The following is an 18959-nucleotide window of genomic DNA, read 5'->3' as shown; positions in this document are numbered from 1 at the left end:
CGACTGGAGCGCATCACATGTAACCATAACGCCTCTTGATCTATAGCACCTGGTCCAAATGGACCTGGAGACGCTTCAGTTAAACTGGACACGGTCTTATGTGAAACATGAGTGGCCACTACAGTTTCCAAGCTAACAATACCTTAGAATGAGAAGGCTGTTTGACAAGCAGCGGTTTGCAAAGATTTCTGAAATGCGCGAAGAAGGATCTGAATCGAGAATCAATCAGGGAGCAGAGCAATCCTCAGAGGGGTTATTAAATACAGGTGTTTCCAACCCGTTCTGCTGTAAATCGGGATCCAATTCAGATTGGTGGCAGCGTTTCCAATAGGATGCCAGGAGTGAACTGGTGACTGCACTCCACGGACCAAAGACTGCAGAACCCAAAGCAATAACCGGGTTTTTCAAAACATTGACCGCCAGGCCAGTCGCCATGCCCCCATTCTGAATCCCCACCTCGAGTGCCACGGTACGACAGTCCCTGTGACTCAGCTTCAGGCACCAGGCCGCCCCGTAGCCCAGTGTATAACCGGCTGCATTCTGACAGAGAGCTGCCGCAAATAATGCCAGCCCGACTGCAGCCAGTTCCTGCCTGGCAAGCGCGATCGTAATCGCGATGATCAGGCAGATCGAAAACATGGCAATACCCGGAAGTATTTTTCCTAACCTGTTCACAAACCGGGGAGCAAACTGATTCACAAACAAACCCAGCAGAACAGGAAGCAGAACCATGAAGAGAATCGAACGCATCATCGGCAACACGGGAATCGGCACGTACTGCCCTGCCCAAAACTCCATTAATAGTGGTGTCAGAAACGGAGAAAGCATTGTAGAACAGGCCGTCATCGTGACAGATAAGGGGACATTGGCGCGGGCGATGTAGGCGATCACATTGGAAGTCACTCCTCCCGGGCAGGATCCAATCAGAATCAGTCCGGCAGCGATTTCCGTGGGCAGTTGAAATAGAACCACAAAAATCCATGCCAGAAAAGGCATGATCGAAAACTGGCAAATCACTCCGATCAGTACCGCGCGAGGCATTTTTAATACTCGACGAAAATCGGCAAACGAAAGCGACACGCCCATCCCGAACATAATCACCTGCACCAGCGGCACAATTGCCTGACGTGGTTCCCAGCCCCCGTGATTCCAGTCATATAGCCAGGGAAAATAATAGCCACTGACAGCAAACAGGAGCACCCAGAGAGTGAATGGAATTTGTATCAGGCGGAATAATTGCTGTTTCACGAAGCCAGTCCCTTCTTCCAGCTGAAACTGGTCCAGCCATTATTCTATGCCACCATCTGCAGCCGTTGAGCCAACCTGTAGAGATGTGACTGGTAGAATCGATAAGCCACAGTCTTCTTTCCCGATCGAGTACACGACATACAGCTTGCCATCATACTCATGAGCATAGGGATAAGACCATTGCTTACTTTTCGCGAAACCTTTGAAGCGCGGGGCCTCCGATTTTCCATGGCGAATTCTCCACATCTGGCTGAGCGTGGATGCGCCTGGCTGACTGACGGAAATCACCAGCGTATCTCTGTTTTTTAAATTGGAGACAAGGTACTGCTGTCCGGTACTAAGGTTCCCCAGATATGCCTTGGCACGCGGCATCCGCAGATTGGCAGGCCGTGCGCTGGACCAGTTGCGGCCATTGTCCTGACTGATGGAAACCCAGGCCGTTCCACCGCCCCCTCGAATAATCGCCCGCACATTCTTCCCGTCAACAGCGACGGTGGTCTCTGCAAAAGAGGGTGAAAGTTCAGGAGGGAAGGGAATCCGAACCGTATCCCAATGCAAAAGATCATCACCATGGCTGATGGCAACGACAGGCAGTCCATCCTGATCCTGTCCGCCGGTAATCAGATTCCCATCGGGCATGCGAACGGGTTCGTCATACGGCCAGCAGTTCTGCATGACAATGCCTTTTGATTCCCATTGATCCGTTTTTTCATTGAGCACGAACGCCTCGCCCTGCAGACCGGGAAATCGTCTTGCCGGTTGCCCCACTCCAAATCGACTGCAGATCGTCCATAATTTCCCCTGATGTTTCAGCAGAACGCCATGACTGTGCCTCTCGGATCCTTCAAATCCCGGACCAATCATTTCCAGCCCCGACCAGGTCTTGCCGCCATCTTCAGAACGCCTGCCCTGCAGCGTTTCATGCGGTCCATTCTCATTGGCCGGGCTGTTGGCCCAGTTCGCATATAAGACACCATTATGAGCTATGATGGCGGCACCATGCAAAAATTTATAGCCATCTTTTTCAGCGCGATGAATTGTCTGATGGGTCATTTCCGGTACAAAAGGAATCTGATCCAGATCGGCGGGGACAGGTGGCCCACTCCACAGAGCAAACGGTTCTGGCAGTGGTTCGACACTGCCAGGACTCGGGAGTTGAGTCCCCCCCTTGATTTCCAGATCATCAATCAGGTACCAGGCATCGTTCGCCAGACGCGTACCCGAAACCAGTGCCAATCCCGCCAGATCCAGATCACTGCGATAGGCGTGAAGAGTTCCGGTGGGAGAGCCTGGCAGTTTGAACTCTCCCGGTTTCGCTAACCAGAAATCGATGCCAGATTGTCTTGCATCAACCAGGATCCGCAGGCGATGCCAGATCGGATCTGTCGGATCTGTTGAGGGTTCCACGTCCTTTGAGATCACGCGCCACGAACGTGTGCGACCATCATACTGTTGCAGTTTCCCATTTTGAATACACAGGTTCAACTGGCTGGCATCAGTACCTTCCGGTGCGAAGGTCCACAGATTCAAAGAACGACCGGCTCCGGGTGAAAATGCAAACGAAAACTCAATTAACACTCTCTGTTGTGGCTGAGAAAATGCCCTGGTGATCGCAGTCAGACCGCCTGAAGCAGAACGCACGCTTTTTAAAGCATGGTTCGATTCCCCTGCCCCCTGCGCAACGACTTTGACGTTGGGTGAAGTTTTCGGCAGAAAAACAGACCAGCCCGCGGGAACCGCCCCGACCCGATCGGATTCAAATCCACTTTGATAAATCAGATCTTCGGATGCATTCAATACAACAGGAAACGTCAGGCAAGCAAACAGTATGAGCACAGATTTCATTGGGGACCTTTCAGCGCATTTAAAGTCGATTCAAGTTTTGATGCATCTTACCCAAAACCTGATTGACATTCAGCGAGAAAGACTGAGCTGGTCGTGATACACCTGAGGAATATGAGCTTCATCCGTTATTTGATCGAATTCAAATAAGCGAGCAGGTCGGCCATTTCCTGTTTGTTGATCTGCTTTTCCAGTCCCTCAGGCATGAATGACAGCCGCGAGCTGATCAGCTCATCAATGTCGATCCGCAACACGGTATCACTCGTGCCATCCGCACGGGCAATTGTAATGCTGTTCGCATTTTCTTCTTTGATCAAACCCGTAATCGTTCTCCCCTGGGTGGTCACCAGCAGGTAGGTCACATACTGTGGCTTCACCTCCCGGTTGGGGTCCAGAATATTCAGCAACACGGCTTCCGTCCCCCGGTCTTTAATCGCTTTCAGGTCGGCTCCCAACTGTATGCCGACATTCTCCAGACGGTGACAGGCCGAACACGATTTCTTAAAGACCTCTTTCCCGCTGGCCGCATCCCCTTTAAGTTTCAAAGAAGACTGATACTCCTTGATGACATCGGAACGCCCGGTCAAACGCTCATTGTGAAACAGGGACTCCGCCATTTTTTTGACTGCTTTGTCCTGATTCTTCTTCAACAGCTGTACTCGCTCCGGACCTATATCACCGGGATTGATGTCGCCCGCCTTCACCGCCTCCAGCAGACTGACCAGCCACGGCTTTCGAGAAAAGAGCGTCTCGACCGCGCTCATCCGTAACTGAGGACTCAGGCCAGGCCAGGCTGCAATCAACAGTTCAGCCACGCGATCATCGTTGATCAGCCCCAACGCTGTGATCGCTTTCTGACGAACCGGCAAAGGCTGCTGCACGGAAAGCAATTCCTCAAAAACCGGTTGCGTCTCATCGAATGATCCGATACTTAAAGTCGGAATGGCTGCTACGCGTGTTTTCACCACTGCTTTACCATTCGTCGCCTGAGAGATCGCGGTCTGCATCATCCCTTTCAGCAGCTTCGCCGTATGATCACTGTCCGATTTCGCAATGACCTGTTTTGTCTCATTGGAGGCACGAGAGAGCAGATTGCGAAACAGAATTTCCGCCAGCTTCTGATGTGATTCCGGCAGAGCTTCGAGTGCAGCCAGCACCCGTTTCACATTACCCGCTTCCTGCTGGGCACCAATCTGGACGGCTAACGCAACCAGGAACTGCTGGATCTGCTTTTCTTTGAGTGACTTGTTATTCTTGATCAGAATTTCGAAGACCTCACCGGCTCCCTGATCCAGCGAACTCTGTACCGCCATCCGTATCCATTGATTGGCTGCATGTCGTTTCAACAGATCCGCCAGCGCCGCATTGCGTGCCGACGATTCAAATGCTCCCAGCGAGAATGCAGCCTGATACTGCACTTCGAGTGAAGGATCTTTCGCCAGAGCAATCATCTGTTGTTGAATTGCTTTCGCGTCAGCAGACTGTTCGGCAATTTTTAAAGACTGCTTGCGGACCTGGAAACTTTCATCCTGCAGCCCTTTCAGTAATGTAGATTCATCTAATGATTTCAAAGCTTCCAGCGACCAGAGTGCCGTCGCCCGCGTAATAGGTTTTGTGGAACCGGTCGCCAGCTGCTTCAGATCACTGGCAACCGATGTATCCTGACGCTCATACAACAGTCTTTGCGCGATATCGCGTGTCCAGCCATTATCACTTTCCAGTAATTCAACCAGTGCCTGTGAACTGAGTTTTGTCAGATCGGTTTGCTGAGGCTGTTGAAATCCTTTCGGAACGATCCGATAGATTCGCCCCTTGTCCTGTCCTCCCACCGGATCCAGATGCTTGATCACCTCTTCCGGAATAAAAGGAGCGCCTTCGATTAATTCACGATACATGTCTAAAACGTAAAGCGCGCCTTCAGGCCCATTCTCAAATTGAACCGGTCGGAACCAGACATCCGTCGAAGCCAGAAACTCCGCATCCTGGTCAGCACGGGGAGCCACCAGCGACAGTCCGTCCGGCTGAGGAGCTGCACGATAAACAAGATTGTTCGCCGGTTCGCCGACAAACAGGTTCCCCTGATATTCCGCAGGCCACGCACCGCCACGATAAACGGTAATCCCCGTCGCTGCAGTGAAGAAACCAGAGGGCTGTCCCTTTTCATAGTCACCCCGCTCACTTGCTGCACGAATCCGGGACCGCAGCACACGCCACGGTTCCACCTGACTGATACGCAGCAGCTTCGTGAACTTCCCACCGGGAGCAATCGAAACCGGAGCGGCCGGCGGTGCCAGGTAAGGATTACGGGCGATATAACGGTCGTCGTACATCAGCACCTGCATCGGGATACTGTTCGCGCAGACAAACTCACGATTCCAGTTCCCCAGGCTCATCCCATGCTGTCCGCCACCGGTCGTCAGTTCAATCGTGCGGGTTTCGGGGTCCAGAATTACGCCCCGCCCCTTGGTATTGTAAGTCTTCTTGTTCTCATCAGCGGCGAGAGTCACATTACCGCCATCAATGCCTGTGGAGAAATGGATTTTGTTATCAAGGCCCCAGCGGAACGAATTGATCATTCCCTCATCACCTTTGTCGCGACCAAATCCGGTCATCACCACTTCGCGTACATCCGCAATGCGGTCACCATCGGTGTCTTTACAGTAATACACGTAAGGTGGTGCCCCGACAAAGACGCCCCCCTTGTAGCTGAAAACAGCAGTTGGCAGCGTCATATCAGACAGAAACGGGTAGCTCTTGTCGAATCGGCCATCGCCGTCGGTATCTTCCAGCAGTTTGACCGAACTGTAGCCTTCCTTATTCGCATCATTGTATTCCGGCATTTCAACCACATACGCACGACCACGGGCATCAAAGCACATCGCGACGGGATCTCGAACCAGTGGCTCTGCCGCCACAAGTTGAATCTCAAAATCCGGATGAATTTTGAACGACTTAACAGCCTCTTCCGGCGTGAGCGGCAGTATCCGAGGCATCTCCGCTGAATAATCGACCTTGGGTTTGCTCTCCGTTTTATCAGCCGACTGAACGGTCAGCGTCAGTCCCGTCAGCAGAATCGAAATGAGAGCGAATGCGAACACAGAAAGACGGAAACGCGAGGCAGAAATAGAGGAAGGCATGAATCAATCCTGTTGAAGGCTCAGGAGGCGGGAAAGGGACTTTATTTAACATCCCTAATTTATATGTTTTCTGCATTATAAAGCAGGTATCACGGCAAGTTGAAGTATGCGATCCAGAAACTGACACATTTTCTACAAATCAGTATCCGCTGATCTATAGGGCTCTTTCTGTGATGAAAGCCGTCAGTCTTTCATCAGTTGTTTCAGCTCTGCTTGCAGCTGTTTCACCGTTTCTTTCGCAGCCGGATCGTTGATCAGGTTCTGCATTTCATAAGGATCACGCAGCATATCGTAAAGTTCGTTCATCCCTGTCAGTTCATTAAATTGAATGTACTTCCAGCGTGGCGTGCGTACCGCCGTGTATCCCATTTTGACCAGCCGCGGGAACACGGTGTCACTGTTGTACTCCACCAGGAACGACTGACGCCAGTCCGCCGGGTGCTCCCCTTTGAGCAAAGGCACCAGACTGCGACCATCATACTTCTGATCCGTTTTGACATGCGCCAGATCCAGCATCGTCGGAGCCAGGTCCACACTCACAGCAAATTCATCAATCACAGTCCCCGCTTTAATGACAGGGGGATAACGTACCAGCAGAGGCACGCGGATCCCTTCTTCATAAGGCAACCGTCGCTCCACACTCAAACCATGTTCGCCGTACCAGTAACCGTGATCGCTGGTGAAGACAAACACCGTGTCGTCAAGTTTCCCCTGCGACTCTAACAGTTCGCACAGAGAGCCCACCCCTTCATCAATGCCAGCCAGCATCCGCAGACGATCGCGGATCACTTCATCACTGGTTCCTGTCTTCTGACTTAAAGGTGGCAGACCCGGCACAGTTCGTTTTAATGCCCGTTTCCCTTCGAGCGTATCCACCACATTCAATCTGCGGGGAATCGCATCATCGCTATACAGCTTTTCGTGTCGCTTGGCAGGCATGAACTTCGCTGCCGACGGATCGGTAATACTTCCATCGTCGCGCTGCGTCAGTTCCGGATGCAACGCTTTATGTGCAATATACAGACAGAAGGGTTTCTCACCCTGTGCTTTGACGAATTCATTCACTTTCTGATTGAGCACATCCGTCGTATGTCCCTTGAACTGAATTCGCTCGCCATTGATGTTCAATGTTGGATCAAACGAGGTCCCCTGCCCCTTCATACTCACCCAGTGATCAAAACCGGGGCGGGCCGTATCGTCATTCCCCATATGCCATTTTCCGACATACGCGGTCGCGTAACCAGCTTTCTGGAGTTCCTGGGGAAATGTCTTCAGCGTATGGCTGTGTTCGCTGCGGTTGATGTTATCGAAAATTCCATGATTGTGCGTGTAGCGTCCCGTCAGCAGACAGGCCCGCACGGGAGAACAGAGAGGCGTCGAACAGAAGGCATTCCGGAACCGGGCCCCTTCGCGGGAGATCCGATCGATGTGTGGCGTCCGCACAAACGGATGTCCCATGCAGCCCAGTTCGTCCCAGCGCAGATCATCTACCAGCACCACAACCATGTCAGGCTGCGCGGGAGCGGCTTTCACAGAGACCGCATTCAGACAGAGGCAGATAACCAGACAACACCAGACCAGAGTCTGCACCATGACGAACCGGGGAAAACGTTTCACGAAAACTGCTCCTGGTTGAGATTCATAAATCATCGTCTGAGCACGCGGACGAATTGGTTGAGACTTCACTGTACCAGACTGCCCGGGTGAATCAAGTAAGCTGGCAGTTTTGGCAGAACCGGAATCGGGCTTCCGACCTGCGTCACAAATCGCAGTACTGCTGCACTGTCTCCCTCTCATCTGATTCTTCCTGAATAAACTCGTCTTGACTCCGCCGAGCCAGTAGAGATAAACGCTAAAACGTGTCGCGCGCGTGACCAGTTTACAGTGCACTGAAACACGCGTCGCTTGTTCCCGTTCTTCACTATAAAACAGCCCGTTTTTTCCAGATTTGCACTGCCCGTAACCACAGAGGTTCCGAAAGTACTCGTGCGGGTCGCCGCACATCGCAGCCCTTCGCCCCGGCACCGCTTCAACATCGCAATCCATCGCCCCCGGATCAACCTGTATCGCCACATTGTTCCCCATCTCCACTTGCTCCCTCCGCGCCCTTGCATAAGATTCATCCTCGAACCTGAAATCAAATTTCCGATCACCGATTCAAAAGAAAACACAAAACCAGCCATATGAAAAACCCCGCATGCCCCGACTATCCAGGCGAAAGCATTTTTGAAAAGTGACTCACGACACACAGAGCCTGGCATCCAACTAAATCCTTTTTCGTGAAGTTTCGAATTTTTCGTGGTAGGAAATAATCGTGTCGGGTGGCCCTGTTGGCTCGCCCAACAGTGACTGTGCAAAGCCCCCGATCCCCAAAATCACAAAGCATTATAAAAGAAACTCACCCGCCCCCGCAGATGAAAATCCCGAACCACTACAGATAAAACAGCGGACTTAGTAAGTTCGACACAATTCACAGTAGAACAGATTAGCCGCAGGGCGTTAGCCTAATGGCACTTACTTTAAATTAAGCTGGTTACCCCAGCCGTTTGGCATGGGATTTGCGCAGGATTCTATTCTTGAAAATAGACTGCCAATTTGCCAGGAGTAATCACGCTGTGAAACAATCACCGGAACAGATTCTTGAATTCGATCGTGCCTTCGAACAACTTAAAGATTTGGTGGACTTACGCCAAGCCGATCAGCTGCATCCCAGGCGGCCCAATGCAATCTATACCGCCTGCGTTGTGCTGTGGATGCTGATTTTTCAACGCCTCAAACCAGATGCCTCACTCGAAGCGGCGGTGAAGCATCTGATTGAAAATCAACCTGACTACCTTCCTGAAAACAAACGATTAAGCCAGGGTACACTCTCGTCCAACAGTGCAGCATACAGCCGGGCTCGCAGCGAACTGCCGTTGGATGTTGTGAAATGGTTTTCCAATGAAATCACTCGTGCCATCGTCGGGCAATCTGAAACCCTGCTGGACGGTCGTCAAATATTTTTACTCGATGGAACCACGATCACATTAGCACCGGAAAAAGAATTACAAACGAAATTTCCGCCCGCCTCAAATCAGCACGGTGAAAGTGTCTGGCCTGTTGTCAATCTGACCGTTTTTCACGAACTCAGTAGTGGATGTGCCTTGCTGCCACAGCTGGGGGCCATGTATGGACCTGAAGCGGTTTCCGAAACGGAACTTGCCCGAAATGGCATGCACTGCCTGCCAGACGAATCGATCATCATGGCTGATGCAGGATTTGGGATCTTTGGCGTTGCTTACCAGGCACAACTCCTGGGGCATGATTTTTTTCTACGCATGAAGAAGTTAAACTTTGAGTCACTTCGAGCCAAAGCAAAACTCGTATCGCAAAGCCCAAAACATAAGACCTACCAACACCAGTGGACTCCGACCCCCAAAAACCGTAAAACACAACCCGGGCTCCCCAGGGACGCTTCGCTGGCTGTTGTTTTGCACGAAATCATCGTCAATGAAACCTTGACGCTGTATTGCGTTACCAGCCTGCCGCAAGACGCTGCCACCCTGGGCAACCTCTACAATCAAAGGGTCAATGTCGAAGTTGATATTCGTAACTTGAAGGTCGTATTGGACACCGAGAACATTCGCGCCAAGAAGGTAGACACGTTTTTGAAAGAGCTGTATACGTCAGTGGTCGCCTACAATTTAGTTGGTCAATTCCGCAGACAGGCGGCTGAACTGAATCAGGTTGCTCCGCGGCGGATGAGCTTTAAGCGAACCTGGACAACATTCCAAACGTTCCTGTTGAAGCACCTGCACACTGAGCCAGAATCATGGCGTGAATCCTTCGAGCGAGCACTGTTCTACGCGACCAAAGATAAACTACCCAATCGCGCTGCCAGCCGAAGCGTAAAAAGAGAATGCTACGCCAAACGTTCAAAGAGAGACCATTTCGAAAAAAGAAAAAAGCCCCCAGAGAAATTGAAACACACTGATCTGAAGTAAGTGCCATTAGGCGTTAGCCCCGGTTGTGTTACGAACTTATCATCAACCGAACCGACCTCTTGACGACTGATGACAGGAAAAGGAACTACCACGAAAAACACGAAATGAAAAAAGGGTAAGCCCGGATGCACATTCGGAAACGAAGCCACGGGCTCAAGCTTTCGACGACTCTTCACCGTCAGTCCCCGGTTCACGTCTGCAGGAATTTCCACCGGCGATCACTGGCACTCGAACGACCGCAGTGATCGCCGGCCGACCGATCCTAGCGGCAAAATACCTTCACCTGGGGAACAATCAGCCCTCGCCCCACGAATCCCGCTCAGGTGGAACGAGATTCGCATCATGTTGAAGTGAAACTCCGTGAGGCCGCAGGGGCGGCCCCGTTCACAGCAACTACAGGGGATTTACCGATGACTGATTCCGAAACATATACCAGCGATACAACGCGAACTCTCGCCTATGAATGCCCCCACTGCGGAACGGCTAATACGGTCGATCCCGGCGCGATCGGCGAGCTCGTCACGTGTGTGAATGACAATTGTGGTCAGGTCTTCAAGATTGATGCCCCCGCCGGTCACCTGCTTCGTGACGACGATCCAAAGGCGGTCGAGGCGCGGGACCACCATCGGAATACCTCGGTGTCTCAGGCTGAGCAGGAACTCTGCACCGTGCACCCGGCGATATTCGGGAATCATCCGTTCTCGTTTCTTGGGTGCCTGCTGGTTGTCATTGGGGGTATTGTCGCGGCGGTGATGGGGCGCGACGAGTTGATCCAGTTGTATTCCGGATTGACTCTCGCCTTAGCCGGGGTCTTAATTCTGTCGTATTGGTGGCTTCAGACCCGGTTCCGATCCGTGACCGTGACTTCAAAACGCACACTCTACACTCAGGGCATCTTTTCCAAACAAACGAGCGAAGTGCAGCACGATGACGTTCGCAACATGCAGGTGAATCAGAGTTTCTTCGATCGCCTGGTTGGCGTCGGACACATCGCAATCTCCAGTTCCGGCCAGGATGACATGGAGATCGACGTTCGCGGACTGAAGTCACCGCAGCGGGTGATCGACATCATTCGCGAATATCAGTAGGATTAATAAGATCACCTGGAAGAAGCGGGGGAATCGCTGCAATCTGTAATTGACGGGCAGCAGCAAGATTGGCCATTCCGATCCCCCAGATACATAAAATTTCATCGATCGTGTTGGCAAAGATTCTGTTCGCTTTCGTCTGTCTTACATGACCACGTACGATCGATTGAAAACCTTCATTTGCCAGGAGGGTATTTTTCTCAAGAATTGCCTGAAATACCTGGGCATACCCCAAAAGATCTGTCAGCTTATGCTGCTCACAGGCGACAAACAGCTTCGGAAGCCACCTTTCCATCTCAGCGAAATCATTGAGTACAAAGGCCCTTAAAGTATATCCCATCACATAGTCAAAAGGGTGGTCATATTTTTTTTCAAGGACGTCTCGTCCTCCCATATTCAGCGCAAGCCGTTTCGCAACGTCCCTGTTCTTTGCTGCTAAAGCATTGAATAATGATTTATACGACAACATGGAAACCAGCGAATCATCTATCGGCTCCCCTGCAGCATGTCGGAGAAAAAGCCCAATATCTAACTCTGCAGCTTCAGTGAGTTGCCTTTGAAATGAATCCACGTCGTGCTTTAAATAATAATCTGCGACTGCAAAAAAACGCAGATCTAATGCGAGCATATTAGTGCTTGAACCATTCCTGTCTTTAACAGAATCATTCGCGTTCGCTCTTACGATCTCGCGATTCTCACTCCGTAACTCTACCAGCATTGGTAATCGATCTACGAGTTTTGACATTTCTCTTCTCTTATCTCTTCATTCAATACTGGAAAAGGACAATCAATCGATTCCATCATCCCGCACTCAGTCCCGATGTCCATCCAGTCCCGTCCAATGTTTTTCATTTTCGTGTGGTTTCGTGTTTTTCGTGGTAGCAATTCATTTACATGAACCACGTTCAATCACTTCATTGCCGCAGCCCACGCGCGGACCGCTTTTCTGATCGACTTCTCATCAAAAGCCGCGAAGCCCAGGATCAGCCCGCGGGCCTGTTTCGGTTCCCGGGCATAGATGTGCACCGGATGAAATTCCACACCGGCCCGCTATGCCGCGTCCATCAGGGCCCGGTTCTGTTTCGCCGTCTTCCCCTGCACGACCAGATGCATGCCCGATTGCCGGCCGCGTTATATATACATCAGAAGTGGGTGTTAGCCGAAGAAAAGTGGGTGATGTGTGTATCCCAACCGGTGGCGTCACAGGCTAGGTAAACCACGATGGCCCTTCAATTTTTCTTGGCGAACATCAGGTCACCCCATCTCAGATTTAAATGAGGTTTCTCCGCTTTCGTAATCAATCACAACAATAATTTCTCCACCATCTATGACAGCGTCCAACTCTTCATTTAAACTGTAAGAGCTATAGATGATGACCCAAGTTTGAGGTTTACCAGCATGTCTATTCAGCGTGGCAAATTCGGGATAACAATCGACTCCCATTTTTTGAATAATAAATTCTCTCGATTTCTCAATTGCTTCTTGAATATTCATCGTCCAACTCCTCCCCACTTTTCTGTGTTGTACTAAATCATGTATTCTCAATACTCAGGTGTTAACTGACACCAACGATCTGGTTTTTCGGGCAAATTAAACACAAATTATTCTGGAACGTTGATACCAACTACTCTGGGGAGATCTTTGTATACTTTCGTTCCCAGCGTATTGCAATGTAGAAATTGCCCAGCCTCATGCCAGACAGTTTGTTTCAATGGATTTTGATCTCTAAAGGTAAGAGTTAAAAGACCTTCTTTTGTAATAAAGAATGAACCTCGGGCATTAAGTGGTATTAGATTAGGATCAGTACAACCTACTTCTAGTTTAGCCCCACGTCGGTTTAAGTCCTTTTCTAGTTTTCTAGGTCGTTCTACACCATACCAGTCTCCTCCAGTAGCAGATAAACACTCGCTAACGCTAACCTTTCAGGGCTATTGACTAAGGAATACAACACTGTAACATCACCTTTTCAATCACCTCATCGCCGCAGCCCACGCGCAGACCGCTTTTCTGATCGACTTCTCATCAAAAGCCGCGAAGCCCAGGATCAGCCCGCGGGCCTGTTTCGGTTCCCGGGCATAGATGTGCACCGGATGAAATTCCACACCTGCCGACTTTGCCGCGTCCATCAGGGCCCGGTCCTGTTTCGCCGTCTTCCCCTGCACGACCAGATGCATGCCCGATTCGGGTAGTTCCAGGTCAAGCTGATCCCCCAACTCGCTCTTCAATGTCTCATACAGGCAGGTCTGACGCGTATGGTACAACGATCGCATCTGGCGAATGTGTTTCAGGAACTGACCCGATTCGATAAATCGATGCAGCACCATCTGCATGAGTGGCGGAGAGAACCGATCGTTCAGCCAGCGGGCGTACGCAAAAGCACCTGCGATCTGTTCAGGCACAATCAGGAATCCCAGCCGGATCGCTGGAAACAGCAGCTTGCTGAAAGAACCCATATAAATCGTTCTGCCGCGCTGATCCAGACTGCTTAGCGCTGGATGCGGGCGCCCCATGTACCGGAACTCGCCATTATAGTCATCCTCGATAATCCAGCTCTGCTGCCGTTCCGCTTCCGCCAGCAATTCCAGCCTGCGATTCAGACTCATCGTCATTGCCATAGGCCACTGTCCGCCCGGCGTCACATACATCAGCTTCGGCGATTTCTTCCGCGCGGGTACCCGCGTCAGGTCGATCCCTTCCCGGTCCACGGGCACGGGGACAATTTTGAATCCCAGCAGTTCCAGTAACTGGTTGGCGGGCGCGTTGCCCGGTTCTTCCACCCAGATCTCATCCCGTGGCTCCAGCAGCACCTGCGTGACCAGGTTCAAGCCCTGCTGCGCTCCTGATGTGATCACCACCTGCTCCTTACTGCAGGAAACGCCCCGCGAAACACCCATGTACTCAGCAACCGCGGCCCGCAACGGTTCGTACCCCTGCGCATCACACTGTTCCAGATGTCGCATCGACCAGCGGGCCTGTTCATTCGCCAGACGATTCCACGTCGCCCGCGGGAACTCTTTCACCGCAGGCAGATGCGGTCGGAACGGTTCCGCCTGAGAAGCAAATTCCGGCATCCAACTTGCATACTCATCAAGCAGTTTGCCCGATGCCGACAGCGACGCTTTGAAATTAGTCTCCGACGTTTGCGTCCGGTTTGCGTTGCCAAACTCAAACGCTTCAGGAGGAAACTGCGCAACACGCGTTCCCGAACCGGTTTCGGATTCCAGGTAACCTTCCGAGATCAACTGCTCATACGCGGCCAGCACCGTATTCCGCGAAATCCCCAGCATCTGTGAAAGCGTGCGACTGGAAGGCACCCGCGATCCCGGCGTTAAGAGTCCGCTGGAAATCCCCTCGCGAATCTGATCCTCCAACTGCTGATACTGGCTCACATCCGCCGATTTCTCGACAAAAATCGCTTCAAATTCAAATCGTTCTTTCGCGCGTCGGCTCATGAAAAGTGGCCCCATCCAATTAACCCATAGTGGTTCTTTAACGGGTCCATCGTACTGGTATAATCACAGCATCACAAGCAGCTTATTCCTTCATATTCACTGATAAGGAGACAATGAAATGTCCGGAACCCGCGTCAATTATTACAAACACGTCGGCAAAGCCGCCCAGCACCTGATGGCTATCGAAGAACTGCTCGAGCACACCACGCTCGGCCCGAAACTCCTGGAACTGATCCGCCTGCGCACCTCACAAATCAACGGCTGTTCTTTCTGTGTGAATTACCACACCCAGGTTCTCGGCTTACTGGAAGAAACTCCCGAACGCATCAACCAGGCCGCCGTCTGGGAAGAAGCCCCCTGCTTCACCGCACAGGAAAAAGCCGCCTTTCGCTGGGCCGAAACCCTCACCAAAATCTCCGACACCCGCTACGTCAACGATGACCTCTACCAGGCCACGCTCGACGCCTGGGGTGAAGCCGGCATCAGCGAACTCACACTCGCCGTCGGCATGATCAACACCTGGAATCGACTGGGCATTGCCTTCCACACCGATCACGGCTTCATCGATCAACTCCTCCGCGCCAAACGCAACGAACTGGCACACGCCTGAAAGTCTGTCAGAAAATATTTACGAATACCAACAAAGGAATTCCACTGTGAAATTACAAAGCGTCTCGTCGGCTATCTTGTTTTTCATCAGCGTCTGCTGCCTTGCTGCATTCACGTTTGCAGCAGGCGCAGCAGAACCGAAAGTCCACGTCAAAGTGCTGCGTGCGGATGAACTCCCAGTGAAACAAAACGGCAAGAACATGACTGCCACCATGCTGGATGTCACCCTCGATCCCCTCGCAGGCAGTCCCCCGCATCGGCATCCCGGTGCCGTCTCCGGTTACATCCTCGAAGGCACCTTCGAATTCCAGGTCGGCGACGGTCCTCTGCAGACCTTCCGAGCCGGCGACACCTTTTTCGAACCCGCCATGATCCTGCACCGCATCGGCCGCAACCCCGATCCTGAAAAACGAACCCGTTTCATCGTCACCATGGTGCATCCCTCCGATGCCAGACAACTGGTGATCCCAGAACCCAAATAAAAAAGCGTCAGAACTTCAACCGTCGAACACACTCATTAGCCGCAGGGCCTTAGTCCCGGTTGTACTACGAAATTGGCATCAACCAAACCTGCCTGTTGATGACTGAAGCCAGGAAATGAACTACCACGAAAAACACGAAATTTGTGATTGATCTACAGAAAGCAGCACCTTGAACTCCTCTACCCCGCGACACGAACGCCTCACCCGGTTCGCCCTTTATTTCGTCCGCCTGGCTCTGGCAGCTTCGTTTCTCTCCGCCGTCGCCGATCGCTTTGGCTTGTGGGGCGCAGCCGGCACCGGGGAAGTTTCCTGGGGCAGCTTTCCCCCATTCGTCGACTACACGGGACTGCTGCTCTGGTTCCTGCCCGAACCGCTGGTCCTACCCTTTGCCTGGACGGCCACGATCTTGGAAGTCCTGCTGGCAATCGGCCTGCTCATCGGCTTTCAGTTACGTTACGTTGCCTTCGCCAGCAGCCTGCTCCTCTTCACATTCGCTCTGTGCATGACCTTCGGCACCGGCCCCGAAGGCCCGCTCTCCTTCTCCGTCTGGACTGCCTCCGCCGCCGCCTTTTTGCTCGCCACACACCCACAGGTGCAGCGAAAGCCTGCTGAAAACTAAGGCTCTCTCACATTTGAATTGTTGAATAGAACCGTATCACACCGTTTCAATCACTGCACGGTTCATTGCTGATCAACATAAAGCGCGTAGATGTGTGCGCTGCTGTCATTCGCGAAGGTAACCCGAATTGAGAATGGTTCGGTGACCGCAATATCGTCGCTGTTTGTGGCCGGCCAGATGATCGCCTGACGCGTGCCGTTGTGAGTGAGCCTGGCAGCGTTCTTGCCCGAATAACCGGCGATGGATTTGCCCCGGTTATCAATCAGCTCAACGCGCGGCGGGGATCCGATATTGGCCTGGTCAATATTCGCGATCAGGCGGACGCCGTTCTGCTGTGGGTGAATGGTCATCGTGTCAAATACCGCAGCGGCACTTTCGTCGATTCGCGACAGATAACCGAAGCCGTCACGTCGCATCGTGACCAATCCCACACCGCCACGTGGCGGGAACTTCGGGGCTACCGTCAGATCCCAGGCACCGTAGTAAATATAGGTCTCGTCGCCGACATGAGCGAAGCCCTGTCCCTGGAGCAGGCCGCCTACGTCCCACTCGCCAACTTGACCGGCTTTAATCAGCACGTAGTCGCGGATCGGTTCGCGGAAGTGAATGCCATCGTTGCTGATATTGAGGCCAAGATCGATGATCCGATCTTTCCACTCGGCAGCGCCCCGCCAGATCCCGTAAACGCCGAGCAGCACATTGTTGCGATGCCACACCGACGAGGGTAAATGTGCTTCCTCATCTTCAGCGGGCTTGCCGGGAATGCCAATCGCGGTGCCGCGCATGAAACCGAATGCGGGCGATTCCTGCCAGTGAATCAGATCCGGCGAGCGATACGTCGTCATCACCCGCCCCGCCACTTTGCCATCAGCCTGATACACCCAGGGAGTAATCTGTTGACCGGCAAGGTGGTACATGCCTTTCCAGCGAAACAGACCGCCCTGCTCAAAATGCACGGGCGGCAGCGTGCGGTATTCATCTTTGATCTGGCCGTTCTCGAACTCCATCTTGGTGGCAGCCCGCCAGCGCAGTCCGTCTGCACTGAAGAAAGCAACTGAGGTCGCGACATTTTTCTTGCGCGCGGCCAGACGGGTCTGCACATTCATCATCATCTTGAAACGACGCGTCGGATCGGGCTCGTCCGCTTCGTGGAGCACGATCATGTGGATCGTGCAGGCTTCCGGAGGATCGAAGGCGACCAGGTTGTTGTTGGTATTACCTCGATATTCGACCAGCCCGAGATTCGGTTTGGTCCAGTGAATGCCATCGTCACTCTCTGCATAGGCGACACGCAGGCCTTGGTACGCCCGCTTGAATACGGTATCGTCCAGAGCAACGTACCAGAGTTTATATTTTCCCTCGTGTTCAATCATCGAACCGTAAAACTGAACGCCCCCTGCATCGCAGGCTCCCTTTTTACCGATGGGGATCAGCGGATTGTCCGGATGCTTCTTCGGCGGCGTCATCGTCAACTTGAGGTTCGACTTCCACGGGATGCTGTGTTCGTCAAAAGCGAACAGGCTGACATCGTATTCCGTCGAATCTTCCGCTTGAACCGCAGTGGTCAGTACAAACACAATCGCAAACAGTAGCAGACGAATCATGGAGTGCTCCTGGCTTTAATTGAATGGCACTACCGATTAAGGCAATGACGATGGGCGTAATTTTAAAGCAGTGTAGCGGTTTCCGCTGTGCGAATCCAATAATATCGTCGCGTATTAAACGCAGACGTGGTGCGAATCAAGATCGATGACACCGCATGCGGCAAACTGATATTTCTATTTTCATCCACTTTTTTCTTCGCTGATCGATCCGAGCGTGACTATAATAGCAGTCGTTGCTCAGGAATGTCTTTTTACTCGATTAACGACTCGAACAACCATAGAGGAGAATGCCAATGAGAGACCTGGGATTGAAAGTCTTCACCATCGCAGCGGCACTGGCCATCAGCCCCCTGCTGTTATCCGCAGCGGAACAGGATTCCCAAGCCAATGACAACATCCAACTGGATCCCATCGTCCGTGAAGGGACCGCGCATCTGAATTACGACGACGCGACCCGGGCACGTTACCACTTCCACAATGGTCACTGGATGTTTGAGACCGAAGAAGGCCAATGGCTGATCCATCAGAACGGCGCCTGGAAACGCTCCAGACCCATGAAGGACATCACGACGACACTGCAGATGAGTTCCTACACCGCGCAGGTTCCCGCGGAGCCTGGGCTGGAGCCTGTTCCGGAAAATCCGCCAATGATTGAGTCTCTTCCTGACGGCGGCGTCATCTTCAGACCACCCCCAGGCGGCAACCAGCTCGCCCCCTATTTCGATCAGTTCATCCCCAGCTACGCCAGCACGGGTCGCGGCTCTTACGGGGGATATGGTGGCGGCTGTTATGGCGGCAGCTATTACAGTTCGTACCGCCGCTGGTAAAGCCGGAAACAGGTTACCGCAACAGCGAACCTGCTTCAGAATTGGTGAGAACAGATAGCAACCGGTGT

15 protein-coding genes are annotated in these 18959 nt (G+C 52.3%); 6 read left to right on the top strand and 9 right to left on the bottom strand.

What is annotated here, in order from left to right; genetic code table 11:
• Positions 1-225 precede the first annotated feature (225 nt).
• The 4 genes from GmarT_RS07820 to GmarT_RS07805 form a co-directional block, all read right to left on the bottom strand.
• Entirely contained in the window at positions 226-1248 is a 1023-nt protein-coding gene (locus GmarT_RS07820; RefSeq protein ID WP_002647885.1) for a bile acid:sodium symporter family protein, read from the bottom strand.
• Positions 1249-1287: 39 nt separating this feature from the next.
• Complete coding sequence (locus tag GmarT_RS07815) at positions 1288-3093, bottom strand: exo-alpha-sialidase (RefSeq protein ID WP_002647886.1); 1806 nt, start codon at positions 3091-3093, stop codon at positions 1288-1290.
• A gap of 125 nt (positions 3094-3218) precedes the next feature.
• Entirely contained in the window at positions 3219-6227 is a 3009-nt protein-coding gene (locus GmarT_RS07810) for a PVC-type heme-binding CxxCH protein (protein ID WP_002647887.1), read from the bottom strand.
• Positions 6228-6410: 183 nt separating this feature from the next.
• A complete protein-coding gene (locus tag GmarT_RS07805) occupies positions 6411-8312 on the bottom strand; it encodes a sulfatase family protein (RefSeq protein WP_002647888.1) in 1902 nt (633 codons plus the stop codon).
• Between the two features lie 530 nt (positions 8313-8842).
• Between GmarT_RS07805 and GmarT_RS07800 the strand changes: the two genes are divergently transcribed.
• Entirely contained in the window at positions 8843-10210 is a 1368-nt protein-coding gene (locus GmarT_RS07800; protein ID WP_002646599.1) for an IS4 family transposase, read from the top strand.
• Between the two features lie 410 nt (positions 10211-10620).
• On the top strand, positions 10621-11298 hold the full coding sequence (locus GmarT_RS07795; RefSeq protein ID WP_052301296.1) for a PH domain-containing protein: 678 nt from the start codon (positions 10621-10623) through the stop codon (positions 11296-11298).
• Here GmarT_RS07795 and GmarT_RS07790 read toward each other — a convergent pair.
• The 4 genes from GmarT_RS07790 to pdxR all read right to left on the bottom strand — a co-directional run bounded on the left by GmarT_RS07790 (position 11279) and on the right by pdxR (position 14750).
• Complete coding sequence (locus GmarT_RS07790; protein ID WP_044240465.1) at positions 11279-12043, bottom strand: hypothetical protein; 765 nt, start codon at positions 12041-12043, stop codon at positions 11279-11281. The two genes, GmarT_RS07795 and GmarT_RS07790, sit on opposite strands and share 20 nt — an antisense overlap.
• 164 nt (positions 12044-12207) lie before the next feature.
• Positions 12208-12339, bottom strand: a complete 132-nt coding sequence (locus tag GmarT_RS30195; protein WP_002649522.1) for a hypothetical protein — start codon at positions 12337-12339, stop codon at positions 12208-12210.
• Positions 12340-12552: 213 nt separating this feature from the next.
• On the bottom strand, positions 12553-12792 hold the full coding sequence (locus GmarT_RS07785) for a hypothetical protein (protein ID WP_002649523.1): 240 nt from the start codon (positions 12790-12792) through the stop codon (positions 12553-12555).
• Between the two features lie 476 nt (positions 12793-13268).
• Entirely contained in the window at positions 13269-14750 is a 1482-nt protein-coding gene (gene pdxR, locus GmarT_RS07780; protein ID WP_002649524.1) for a MocR-like pyridoxine biosynthesis transcription factor PdxR, read from the bottom strand.
• 118 nt (positions 14751-14868) lie between these two features.
• Between pdxR and GmarT_RS07775 the strand changes: the two genes are divergently transcribed.
• The 3 genes from GmarT_RS07775 (at position 14869) to GmarT_RS07765 (ending at position 16460) form a co-directional block, all read left to right on the top strand.
• On the top strand, positions 14869-15360 hold the full coding sequence (locus GmarT_RS07775; protein WP_002649525.1) for a carboxymuconolactone decarboxylase family protein: 492 nt from the start codon (positions 14869-14871) through the stop codon (positions 15358-15360).
• 46 nt (positions 15361-15406) lie between these two features.
• A complete protein-coding gene (locus GmarT_RS07770) occupies positions 15407-15841 on the top strand; it encodes a cupin domain-containing protein (RefSeq protein WP_052301297.1) in 435 nt (144 codons plus the stop codon).
• Positions 15842-16010: 169 nt separating this feature from the next.
• Positions 16011-16460 carry a hypothetical protein gene (locus GmarT_RS07765; RefSeq protein ID WP_002649527.1) on the top strand — a complete coding sequence of 150 codons (450 nt, stop codon included), beginning with the start codon at positions 16011-16013 and terminating at the stop codon, positions 16458-16460.
• 62 nt (positions 16461-16522) lie between these two features.
• Here GmarT_RS07765 and GmarT_RS07760 read toward each other — a convergent pair whose 3' ends face one another.
• Positions 16523-18064 carry a glycoside hydrolase family 32 protein gene (locus GmarT_RS07760; protein ID WP_002649528.1) on the bottom strand — a complete coding sequence of 514 codons (1542 nt, stop codon included), beginning with the start codon at positions 18062-18064 and terminating at the stop codon, positions 16523-16525.
• A gap of 293 nt (positions 18065-18357) precedes the next feature.
• On the opposite strand from GmarT_RS07760, the gene GmarT_RS07755 reads away from it, so the two are divergent.
• Positions 18358-18891, top strand: a complete 534-nt coding sequence (locus GmarT_RS07755) for a hypothetical protein (RefSeq protein ID WP_002649529.1) — start codon at positions 18358-18360, stop codon at positions 18889-18891.
• Positions 18892-18959: the final 68 nt, after the last annotated feature.

Origin of the sequence: Gimesia maris (assembly GCF_008298035.1) — a bacterium.
Taxonomy (GTDB): domain Bacteria; phylum Planctomycetota; class Planctomycetia; order Planctomycetales; family Planctomycetaceae; genus Gimesia; species Gimesia maris.
This window is presented reverse-complemented; position numbering and strand designations above follow the sequence as displayed.